7 protein-coding genes and 1 pseudogene are annotated in these 10,711 nt (G+C 70.9%); all 8 read right to left on the bottom strand.

Going from position 1 to position 10,711, the window contains the following annotated elements:
- Window positions 1–144: 144 nt before the first annotated feature.
- Entirely contained in the window at window positions 145–1,875 is a 1,731-nt protein-coding gene (locus ACNFOC_RS43220) for a BamB-related PQQ repeat family beta-propellar protein (protein ID WP_416964481.1), read from the bottom strand.
- A gap of 190 nt (window positions 1,876–2,065) precedes the next feature.
- On the bottom strand, window positions 2,066–3,868 hold the full coding sequence (locus tag ACNFOC_RS43215) for an ABC-F family ATP-binding cassette domain-containing protein (protein ID WP_416964480.1): 1,803 nt from the start codon (window positions 3,866–3,868) through the stop codon (window positions 2,066–2,068).
- 149 nt (window positions 3,869–4,017) lie between these two features.
- On the bottom strand, window positions 4,018–5,025 hold the full coding sequence (locus tag ACNFOC_RS43210) for an N-acetylmuramoyl-L-alanine amidase (protein ID WP_416964482.1): 1,008 nt from the start codon (window positions 5,023–5,025) through the stop codon (window positions 4,018–4,020).
- A gap of 274 nt (window positions 5,026–5,299) precedes the next feature.
- Entirely contained in the window at window positions 5,300–7,297 is a 1,998-nt protein-coding gene (locus ACNFOC_RS43205; RefSeq protein WP_416964479.1) for a sensor histidine kinase, read from the bottom strand.
- Window positions 7,298–7,679: 382 nt separating this feature from the next.
- A complete protein-coding gene (locus tag ACNFOC_RS43200) occupies window positions 7,680–8,459 on the bottom strand; it encodes an MHYT domain-containing protein (protein WP_416964478.1) in 780 nt (259 codons plus the stop codon).
- Window positions 8,460–8,652: 193 nt separating this feature from the next.
- Window positions 8,653–9,582: a 4-(cytidine 5'-diphospho)-2-C-methyl-D-erythritol kinase gene (locus tag ACNFOC_RS43195; RefSeq protein ID WP_416964477.1), complete on the bottom strand. Its 930-nt coding sequence runs from the start codon at window positions 9,580–9,582 to the stop codon at window positions 8,653–8,655.
- Complete coding sequence (gene rsmA / locus ACNFOC_RS43190) at window positions 9,579–10,499, bottom strand: 16S rRNA (adenine(1518)-N(6)/adenine(1519)-N(6))-dimethyltransferase RsmA (protein ID WP_416964476.1); 921 nt, start codon at window positions 10,497–10,499, stop codon at window positions 9,579–9,581. The genes ACNFOC_RS43195 and rsmA overlap by 4 nt, the downstream gene beginning before the upstream one ends.
- A gap of 24 nt (window positions 10,500–10,523) precedes the next feature.
- Window positions 10,524–10,711 (bottom strand): annotated as a pseudogene (locus tag ACNFOC_RS43185) (homocysteine S-methyltransferase family protein); the annotation flags it as partial.

The following is a 10,711-nucleotide window of genomic DNA, read 5'->3' as shown; positions in this document are numbered from 1 at the left end:
CGGTCGGTCTCCTCCAGCGCGCGCCCTCGCACCGCACGACACAGGGTGATCGAAAGGGTGCAGCCGGAGACCGGCGGCTGCCGTTGGCGCGAAGGGTCCCTGCATGCAGCCCAGCCGTCGGATACGCGGGGAGAAGTCGGGGTCTCACTTGCCGTACGCGAGCATCAACTTCTCCTTCGTGTCGTCGTTGCCGTTGAGCCGGGTCGACGAGATGTAGAAGCGCCCGTCGACGTAGTCGATGTCCCGCGAGAAGAAGCTGGACTCGATCTGCGCGGTGCCCTCCGGCATCTGGAGCAGCTTCGTCGTCGCGTGGGAGGAGCCTGCCGTGGGGACGGACACGACCTGGCCGCCCGCTCCGTAGGACGCCTCGACGTAGGCGAGGAGCTTGCCGCCCTCGGCCTTGATCGGGACCATCGACACGGACTCGGGCGACTTGACGCGCCACTTCTCCTTGCCGGTGGCCAGGTCGATCGCCACGATCTGGTTGGCGCCGGTCGTCGCGTCCGTCGGGAGGTACAGGGTGGTCGCGTCGACCGCGACGTCCTCGCAGCCCTGGAGGTCGCTGTCGAGGAACGACGAACCGCAGGAGGGCGCGAAGGTGGCCTTGGAGTCGACCTGCGAGCGGACCGAACCGTCGGCCTTCAGCGTCGAGATGTTCCAGTGCTTGTCGTCCGAGTCGGTCATGTAGAGAACGACCGGGTCCACGGAGTACACATGGGACACCGACCAGCCCTTGGGGATCGACTTGGTCCACCTGGCCTTGCCGGTCGCCGGGTCCAGCTCCTGCACCTCGTCGTGCTCGGTGGAGGAGCCCGCCCCGCAGGACGAGACCGAGATCAGCCGGGCGCCGCCCGCGAACCCGCCCGGGAAGCAGGCCGCGCCGTACTTCTTCTTCTCGTACAGCTTCTTGCCGGTGTCGACGTCGTAGGCGATCCCGGACTGCGAGCGGCCCACCATCAGCGTCCTGCCGGTGACGGACAGCCCGATGGAGATCGCGCTGTCGAAGAGGTCGCCGTCCGGGACGACCGCCGTCCAGCCCTTCGCCCCGGTGTTCAGGTCGAGCTGCTGGAGCTGGTTGCACTTGGCGTTGTCGCTGACACCGCTCTCGTACGCCACGACGATCTTGCCGTCGGACGACTTCTCCGCGGTGACCGCGCAGATCTTCTGCGGGAAGGTGACCGCGGGCCAGGCCGGGTCGCCGTTGCCGACGTCGTAGGCGACGACCTCCTTGTACGCCGCCTTCACCGCGGTCTTGCCGGTGATCCACATGCCGGGGGCGTCGGCGCCGGAACCGGGCGCGTCCGGCGCCTCCTTGTACCAGAGCACCTTCGCCTCGCCGGACTTGCGGCCCGCGTTGAGGTCCTCGGCGTCCTTGCCGCCGTCGCCGCTGCCGTCACCGGGGTTCGCGGGGTCGTCGACCGTACCGCTGGCGGACGGCTCGGGGCTGTCGCTCTGCTCCGCCACCGGCTTCTTGTCGTCACCGCCGCTCGTGACCGCCCACACCGTGCCGCCGACGACCAACAGCCCTGCCACGGCCGCCGCGATCACGAGCGCGGGCTTCCCCTTGAAGGGGTTGCGGGAGCCGCCGCCGGGGGGCGGCGGGGTGAACTGGGGTGAGGGCGGCGGGTATCCGTACCCGCCGTAGGGCGGCTGCTGACCGTACGGCCCCGGTTGCTGCGGCTGGCCGTAGGGGCCGGGCTGCTGCGGCTGTTGCGGATAGCCGTAGGGGCCGGACTGCTGTGGTTGCTGCTGCGGATAGCCGTAGCCGGGCGCCGGTGGAACAGGAGCCCCGAAGCCGCCGGACGGTGGCTGTGGCGGTTGGTTCGGCGGCGCTCCGTAACCACCGGACGGCGGCTGTTCGGGCGGCTGAGTCATCAGCGGCTCCCCCTCGTTCACTGATTTTTAGCCACGCCCCGAGGTTCGCGAAGGATCCGGAGGCGCGTTCAAGCAGGTCTCAGACGGCCCTTTCTATCACTGAGCTGTCCATGAGGAACGGGCCGGTTCACCCCTGTTCCCAAGGGAGGACCGGCCCGTGATGACCCCGTTATGCGCCTTCACTCACCCTTCACGCGTCCTCGGCGAGTTCCAGCCACCGCATCTCCAGCTCGTCCCGCTCGCCGCTCAAGTCCCGTAGCTGAGCGTCCAGTTCGGCCACTTTCGCGAAGTCCGTGGCGTTGTCGGCGATCTGGGCGTGCAGCTTGGTCTCCTTCTCGGAGACCTTGTCCAACTGCCGCTCGATCTTCTGGAGTTCCTTCTTCGCGGCCCGCTGGTCGGCGGCGCTCACGGCGGGTACGGCCTTCTCCACGACGGGGACGGCGGCCGCGGCCACTTCCTCCATACGGTGGCGCCGCTCCAGGTACTCGTCGATGCCGCGCGGCAGCATCCGCAGGGTCGCGTCGCCGAGGAGGGCGTACACCTTGTCGGTGGTGCGCTCGACGAAGAACCGGTCGTGGGAGATCACGATCATCGACCCGGGCCAGCCGTCGAGGACGTCCTCCAGCTGGGTCAGGGTCTCGATGTCGAGGTCGTTGGTGGGCTCGTCGAGGAAGAGGACGTTGGGCTCGTCCATGAGGAGACGGAGGAGTTGCAGCCGGCGCCGCTCACCACCGGACAGGTCCCCGACCGGCGTCCACTGCTTCTCCTTGTTGAAGCCGAACGTCTCGCACAGCTGCCCGGCGGTCATCTCCCGCCCCTTGCCGAGATCGACGCGCTCGCGCACCTGCTGCACGGCCTCCAACACCCGCAGCGTGGGCTTGAGTTCGGCCACCTCCTGGGAGAGGTAGGCGAGCTTCACCGTCTTTCCTACGACGACCTTGCCGGCCGCGGGCTGCGTCTCGCCGTCGCTGCGGGAGGCGTCGGCCAGGGCGCGCAGCAGGGAGGTCTTGCCGGCGCCGTTGACTCCGACCAGGCCGACGCGGTCGCCGGGGCCGAGGTGCCAGGTGATGTGCTTGAGGAGGACCTTCGGGCCGGCCTGGACGGTCACGTCCTCCAGGTCGAAGACCGTCCGGCCCAGGCGCGAGGAGGCGAACTTCATCAGCTCGCTGGTGTCGCGCGGCGGCGGCACGTCCGCGATCAGTTCGTTGGCGGCCTCGACGCGGAAGCGCGGCTTCGACGTACGGGCGGGGGCGCCCCGGCGCAGCCAGGCCAGCTCCTTGCGGACCAGGTTCTGCCGCTTGGTCTCCTCGGTGGCGGCGATGCGCTCGCGCTCGGCGCGGGCGAAGACGTAGTCGGTGTAGCCGCCCTCGTACTCGAAGACGTCGCCCTTCTGCACGTCCCACATCTGGGTGCAGACCTGGTCCAGGAACCACCGGTCGTGGGTCACGCAGACGAGCGCGGAACGGCGCTCGCGCAGATGCTGGGCGAGCCAGGCGATGCCCTCGACGTCGAGGTGGTTCGTCGGCTCGTCGAGGACGACCAGGTCCTGGTCCTCGATGAGCAGCTTGGCGAGCGCGATACGGCGACGCTCGCCGCCGGAGAGCGGGGCGATGACGGTGTCGAGTCCCTGCGGGAAGCCAGGCATGTCCAGGCCGCCGAACAGTCCGGTGAGTACGTCGCGGATCTTGGCGTTGCCCGCCCACTCGTGGTCGGCCATGTCCCGGATGACCTCGTGGCGGACGGTCGCCTCCGGGTCGAGGGAGTCGTGCTGTGTGAGGACACCGAGGCGGAGTCCGCCGGAGTGCGTGACGCGTCCGGTGTCGGACTCCTCCAGCTTGGCGAGCATCCGGATCAGGGTGGTCTTGCCGTCTCCGTTGCGGCCCACGACCCCGATCCGGTCCCCTTCGGAGACACCGAGCGAGACGCCGTCGAGCAGGGCACGGGTGCCGTACACCTTGCTGACGTTCTCGACATTGACCAGGTTGACGGCCATTTCTCTCCTGACAGGGGGGACGGTCAGCCTCCCAGGGTAGGCGCTCCGCCGGGGGTGCCACGAAGCGCCGTCGGAGGCTGCCACGCCGTGGGGGCTGGTCGCGCAGTTCCCCGCGCCCCTGAAAGCGTCCCGTCCCCCCTGTTTTCAGATCAGCGCGTTGCCGCTGCCGTCCTGACCTCGCTCAGCAAGTCGTACATCGTCTGGCCCGGACAGTCCGTCTGGAGCCAGTCCCTGTGGCCGCTGATCGTCTCGTTGTCCTTCTTCACGCCGTTCACCGGGTTGGTGTAGGTGATCTTCGCCTGGGGGTCGAGGCCCTTGAAGCGGGCGATCACCTTGATGAGGCGGATCAGCGAGGCCTTGGCCGCGTCCGTGGGGGCCTGGGCCACGAGGTTGCCGATGAGGGCGATGCCCAGGTTGCCGGAGTTGAAGCCGGCCGTGTGGAAGGCGGTGACGAGGTTGCCGTCCTTGTCGAAGGCCGGGATCAGGTCGTCGCCGGAGTAGCGGCCCTCGTAGACCACGCCCGCCTCGTCGATGAGGAAGTGGTAGCCGATGTCGCCCCAGTCGAGGGTGACCGCGTGGTACTCGTAGATGCCGCGGACGGTCGCGGCCGGGTCCGGGTCGGCGTTCGGGGTGTCCGTGTGGTGGACCGTGATCGACTGCAACGGGTAGTACGCCTCAGGCGTGTTGACCTTGCCGTCCTTGTACCGCTTCGACTCGTCGGCGCCCCAGGCCGGGCGCGAGAGGTAGCGGACGCCGCGGACGCGGGTCGCCTCGGACGGGACGTGGAAGGTGCGGTCGGGGCCGCGGGTGCAGTCGATGGCGATGGAGCGTACGTCCGTCGCGCCTGCCGGTGTCTTGACCTCGTAGCTCGTGGCCTCGTCGGCCGCGACCAGGGCCGTACCGCCGCCGTCGATCGTCGCGCAGCCGCTGCCGGTCCGCTGCCAGGCGCCGTCCGCGAGGCGGATGCCGGCGCCGTCCTGGGCGCCGGTCCAGCGCAGGCCGACGTAGGACGCGGCGAAGGCGGTGGTGGCCGGTGCGGTGCCGGTGGCGGCGGCCGTGCGGGTGGCCGGGAAGGTCTCCGGCTTGGTGCCGGCGGGGGCGGCATCGGTGCTCGTGGAGTCGGAGCCGGAGCCCGAGTCGGTGGCCGCGAACACCACCGGGGTCAGGGCGGCCCCGGCGGCGACGGCTCCGGCGGCCCCGATCGCGCCGCGACGCGAGAGGGACCGCTTCCGGCGGTGGGACGGCGTGACGGACGACGGTGTGGGGGTTTCGGACACGGAAGTGACCCTTCCAGCAGTGCACTTGGCATTCGGTGGCGCGCGCCCCGATGGAACGCTTGAAGTATCAAGTGACCCTATCCGTCCCACCCGCCCCACTTGTACTGCGATTGCGGTACATCTGTGTGGAGATGGTGCGAAGAGCGCCTCGGTCTCAGGCCCCCGCCCCGCGCAGTCGCTGGTGCGGGACCAGGGCCGACGCGGGCGCCAGCCCCCGCCCGCCGGACGTCTGTTGCCGCTCCCCCACCGGCATGTCGTCGCGCATCAGACCCTCGGGGATGAGCACCGCGGCCGTGACCCCGCCGCTCGACGAGTGCCGTATCTCCACACGCAGTCCTTGCCGTTCACGGAGCCGGTTGACCACGAACAGGCCGATCTGCTTGGCGTCGAGGAGGTCGACCTTCTCGGACTGGATCTTGCGGTTGGCATCGGCCAGCGCGTCCTCCTTCATGCCGAAGCCGCTGTCCTCGATCTCGATCAGGACGCCCTCCCGCATCCGGGCCGCGCGCAGCTGCACCTGGGTGCTGGGCGGTGAGAAGGCGGTCGCGTTCTCGACGAGTTCGGCGAGCAGATGGATCACGTCGGCGACGGAACCGCCGGTCAGCGACACCTTCGGTACGGCCCAGATCTGCACCCGGGACGAGTTCTCGATCTCGGCGACGGCCGCGCGCAGGATGTCGGTCAGCGGGATCGGGTCCCGCCAGCCGCGGCCGGGCGCGATCCCGGACAGGATCAGCAGGCTCTCGGAGTGGCGGCGCATGCGCGTGGCCAGGTAGTCGACGCGGTACAGCTCGTGCAGCTCGGCCGGGTCCCGCTGGCGGCGCACCATCGCGTCGAGGAGGTCCAGCTGGCGGTGGAGCAGCACCTGGCTGCGGCGGGCGAGGCTGACGTACACGCCGGAGATCCCGCTGAGGAGTTCGGCGCGCTCGGAGGCGGCCTTGAGGGCGGCGCGCTGCACGGCGGTCAACGCGGTGCCGACCTGGGCCAGTTCGTCACCGGCGAGGCGGCGCATGGGGGCCTCGGCGTCGATGTCGACGCCCTGTCCCGCGTGCAGCCTGCGCATGGCCTGCGGGAGGCGGCGGCCCGCCACTTCGAGGGCGGAGTTGCGCAGGTCGAGGAGTTCGACGATGAGGCCGCGGCCGACGAGCACGGAGACGAGCAGCGACAGCAGCACGCCGACCAGGCCGAGCACGACGGCGACCCCGGAGGCGCCGAGCGTGTCCCAGCCGAACGGGTCGGCGGCGGCCGTGGCTCCGGTACCGGCCTCGGTCTCGGCGGTCTCGAGCCCCTTGAGGACACCGCTCACGCTGGAGTCCCAGCCCTTGAGGAAGCCGGCGGACGCGGCCGAGGTGCCGGGGCCCGCGCTGCGGACCCGGTTCTCGACCGCCTGGAGTTCGGTGTATCCGTCGCCGTCCAGGACCTTGCGGTACGCCGTCCGGTGCTCGGCCCTGAGGTCGGCGACCGCGGGGGCGAGCAGCGTGCGCTGGGTGGTGACGGCACCGACGAACAGCGCGTACTGCTCCTTCGTCAGCTCGCCCCCGGTACGGGCGGCGCCGAGCAGCGCCTGTTCCTGGGCGACGGCCTCGCGGGCCCGGGACAGTTCGAGCACCACGCGCGCCTCGGAGGCGTCGGCGGCGGTCTTGTCGCCGGTGAGCGCGCCGGTGACGGAGAAGCCGTGCTCGACGATCGCCGAGTAATCGCCGTACGTGGCCGTCGACTTGGCGCCCTTGGCGGTGGCGTCCGTGCGCAGCGCGGCCAGGCCGTCGGCGTCGGTCTCCAGCTTGTCGATACGGCTCGGCAGCGTGGAGTCGATGAGGGCGGCGTCCGAGCTGGAGTCGTTGACGCCGTCGCGCAGGGCGGAGGCCGCCCTGTCGGTCGCCGCGGTGGCTTTCTTGAAGGCACCCGGTGCGTCCGCGTGGCGCAGGGCGGCGGTCCGCTCGGTCTGCACCGCGGTGACGAACTCGGCCACGGGCGTGAGGAGTTCGGAGTTGACGTCCTTGGCGGTCTCGGTGCCGGCGATGCTCGACGCGGTCGTCACCGCGGCGAAGCCCCACAGGGCCATCAGGGACACGATGGGCAGCATCAGCAGGGCGACGATCTTCGCGCGGACCGATCTGGGGCGCAGTCGGGCCGACGCGCGGAGGACACGCATGGGGGACCTCGTTCAGGGGAAGTGCGGGGGTGGTTCGTACGGCGGCTGCGGCCTGGGGAGTTGGCGGCCGTGCCGTGCGGGGAGAGCCGAAGTGGGCTCAGACCATGGCGAGTTCGACCTCGCGCAGCGATTCGGGGTGGGTGCCCCCGGGAGTCGGGGCCGGCGCCGACCGGACTGTCGAAGCCCGGCTCGGCCCCGGGTGGGTCCGGCCTCGCGGAACTACTCGGCGTCCATGGCCCCGGAGTTGGGGTCCGCCACGGTGTGGGGAGATACGAACCCGGCCCGGACCGCGGCGAGTTCGGTTCCGTTCGGCAACCGGCGCCGACGCCCTCTCCCTCCCCCAGGAAGTGAGTGCCGTTGCCGTAGGTCGGCCGAAGTCCGTTCAGACCGTGGCGAGTTCGACCTCGCGCAGCAGCTCCGCGGCGATGGCCGACTCGTGGTGCTTGCCGGTCGGGGAGAGGGCGACGTAGGCGGACGCGAGGAAGAGGAAGGAGCCGAGCACGACGGCGAGCGGGAAGATGAACTCCGTGGCGGTGGCTCCGGACAGGGTCGCGCTGCTGGGCGCGAGGGCGACGCTCACGGCGTACATCCCGGTGTAGTGCATGCTGCTGACCGCGAGCCCCATGACGAGGGCGGCGAGGGTGGCGAGGACCGGGCCGCGCACGACCAGGGTGAGGGTGAGCGCGGCGGTCGCGGCTACGACGGCGATCGCGACGGAGGCGATGACGAGCCCGGGGTCGTAGTCGATCTCGCCGTGCAGGTCGAGGGCGGCCATGCCGGTGTAGTGCATGGCGGCGACGCCGAGGCCGGTGCCGATGCCGCCGAAGGCGACCGAGGTGACGCGGGAGCGGCCGTATCCGGCGGTGAAGACTCCGGCGGCGACCACGCCGATGGACATCAGCAGGCTGAGGACGGTGAGCGGGACGTCGTAGCGGATGGGGGTGCCCTCGACGCTGAAGCCGAGCATGGCCACGAAGTGCATGGTCCAGATGCCGGAGCCGATGGCGACGGAGGCGAGGGTCAGCCAGTTCCTTTTGGAGGCGCCGTCCGCCTCAAGTGCCCTTACGGTGCAGCGCAGTCCGAGCGCGGCGCCGACGCAGGCCATCGCGTAGGACAGGACCGGGGTGACCCAGCCGGCGCTGAAGTGGTCCATGTGGCCCATGGGGAGGTTCCTCTCGGGCGTGGCGCGGCGAGACCGCGCGCGCAGGGAGTACCGCCGGTAACGAGGACCGGAGGTTGGCTGATCATGCCAGCCGTTCCTCTGGGACAGAGCGCGCGAAAGGAACCTTGAGGTCGATTGATGAACATTTAATCAATGTGGTTTGGATAACACCGAACATGCGTATTTTTGCAGGTCAGGCGGGCGTTCCGTGAACCTGGTGTGAAGGTCGGTCGATCACGGTCGCCCCGGCCGCCGGACCCGCCGCCCTACGTACCGTCCGGCAGGTCCCGGAGCCCGCCAGCGCCTCGGCCACCTGGGCCGCCGCCTCGGGGTCACGGACGAGGAACGCCGTCGTCGGGCCCGAGCCGGAGACCAGCGCGGCGAGGGCACCCGCGGTGCGGCCCGCGGCGAGGGTGTCGGCCAGCTCCGGGAAGAGCGAAAGGGCGGCGGGCTGAAGGTCGTTGGAGACGGCGGCGGCGAGCGCGTCCGGGTCGCCCTTCGCGAGCGCGTCGAGGAGTGACCGCGAGGCGACCGGCTCGGGGATGTCGATGCCCTCGCCCAGCCGGTCGAACTCCCGGAAGACAGCGGGGGTCGACAGCCCCCGCTCGGCCATCGCGAACACCCAGTGGAAGGTGCCCCCGACCTCGAGAATGGTCAGCTGCTCCCCCCGCCCGATACCGAGCGCCGCCCCGCCGACCAGACTGAACGGCACGTCACTGCCCAACTCCGCGCAGATGTCGAGCAGTTCGGCCCGCGAGGCACCGGTGCCCCACAACGCGTCGCACGCCACCAGCGCGCCCGCGCCGTCCGCACTGCCGCCCGCCATACCGCCGGCGACCGGGATGTCCTTGGCGATGTGGATGTGCACGGCGGGATCACGGCCGTACCGCTCCGCGAGCGCTACGGCCGCACGCGCCGCCAAGTTTGTACCGTCCAGGGGGACTTGGGCCGCGTCCGGGCCCGCGCAGGTGACGCGGAGTTCGTCGGCGGGCGTCACCGTGACCTCGTCGTACAGGCCGACCGCGAGGAAGACGTTGGCCAGGTCGTGGAAGCCGTCAGCGCGCGCGGCACCCACCGCGAGCTGGACGTTGACCTTGGCGGGGACGCGGACGGTGACGCTCACTTGCCGGGCTCCTCGTGCTGGGCCTCTTGAACCGCTTCGGCGTCCACCTTGGTCTCGGCGCCCACCTTGTTCTCCGCGATGCGCGTGAACTCCTCGACGGTGAGCGACTCGCCGCGCGCCTGCGGGGACACCCCGGCGGCCACCAGTGCCACCTCGGCCGCCGCCGCCGACCCCGCCCAGCCCGCGAGCGCCGCCCGCAGGGTCTTGCGGCGTTGCGCGAAGGCCGCGTCGACCACGGCGAAGACCTCGCGACGGGTGGCGGTGGTCTTCAGCGGCTCGGGCCTGCGCCTCAGTGCCACGAGGCCGCTGTCCACGTTCGGTGCCGGCCAGAAGACGGTGCGGCCGATGGAACCGGCCCGCTTGACCTCGGCGTACCAGTTCGCCTTCACGGACGGGACGCCGTACACCTTCGAACCGGGCGGCGCGGCCAGCCGGTCGGCGACCTCCGCCTGGACCATCACCAGCGTGCGCTCGATGCTGGGGAAGTGCTCCAGCATGTGCAGCAGCACCGGTACGGCCACGTTGTACGGGAGGTTGGCGACCAGCGCGGTCGGGGGCGGGCCCGGCAGCTCGGTCACCTGCATGGCGTCGGAGTGCACCAGCGCGAAGCGGTCGGCCCGGTCGGGCATGCGGGCGGCTACCGTCGCCGGCAGTGCGCTCGCGAGGGTGTCGTCGATCTCCACGGCGGTGACGCGGTCGGCGACTTCGAGCAGCGCGAGTGTGAGTGAGCCGAGGCCGGGGCCCACCTCCACGACCACGTCGTCGGGGCGGACGTCCGCGGTGCGGACGATGCGGCGGACCGTGTTCGCGTCGATCACGAAGTTCTGGCCGCGCTGTTTTGTGGGGCGGACGTTCAGGGCTGCCGCCAGTTCGCGGATCTCGGCGGGGCCCAGGAGGGCGTCGGGGTTGCTGCTCACATTCCTAGGTTACGGGTCCGATTTCGTCTGCTGCGCCGTCGTGGCTGGTCGCGCAGTTCCCCGCGCCCCTGGGGGGCTGGGGGCTGGCGTGGCCTCGCGGACCCGCTCGACGAGCCGGCGCAGGTGCTCGGGGGTCGTACCGCAGCAGCCGCCGACCAGGTTCAGGCCGTAGTCGTGGACAAAGTGCTGCTGCGCGTCCGCCAGGCCCTCGG

It is taken from the genome of Streptomyces colwelliae (assembly GCF_048158785.1).
Taxonomy (GTDB): Bacteria; Actinomycetota; Actinomycetes; order Streptomycetales; family Streptomycetaceae; genus Streptomyces.
Note: the sequence above shows the minus strand (reverse complement) of the source record. Positions and strands in the feature narration are given on the sequence as shown.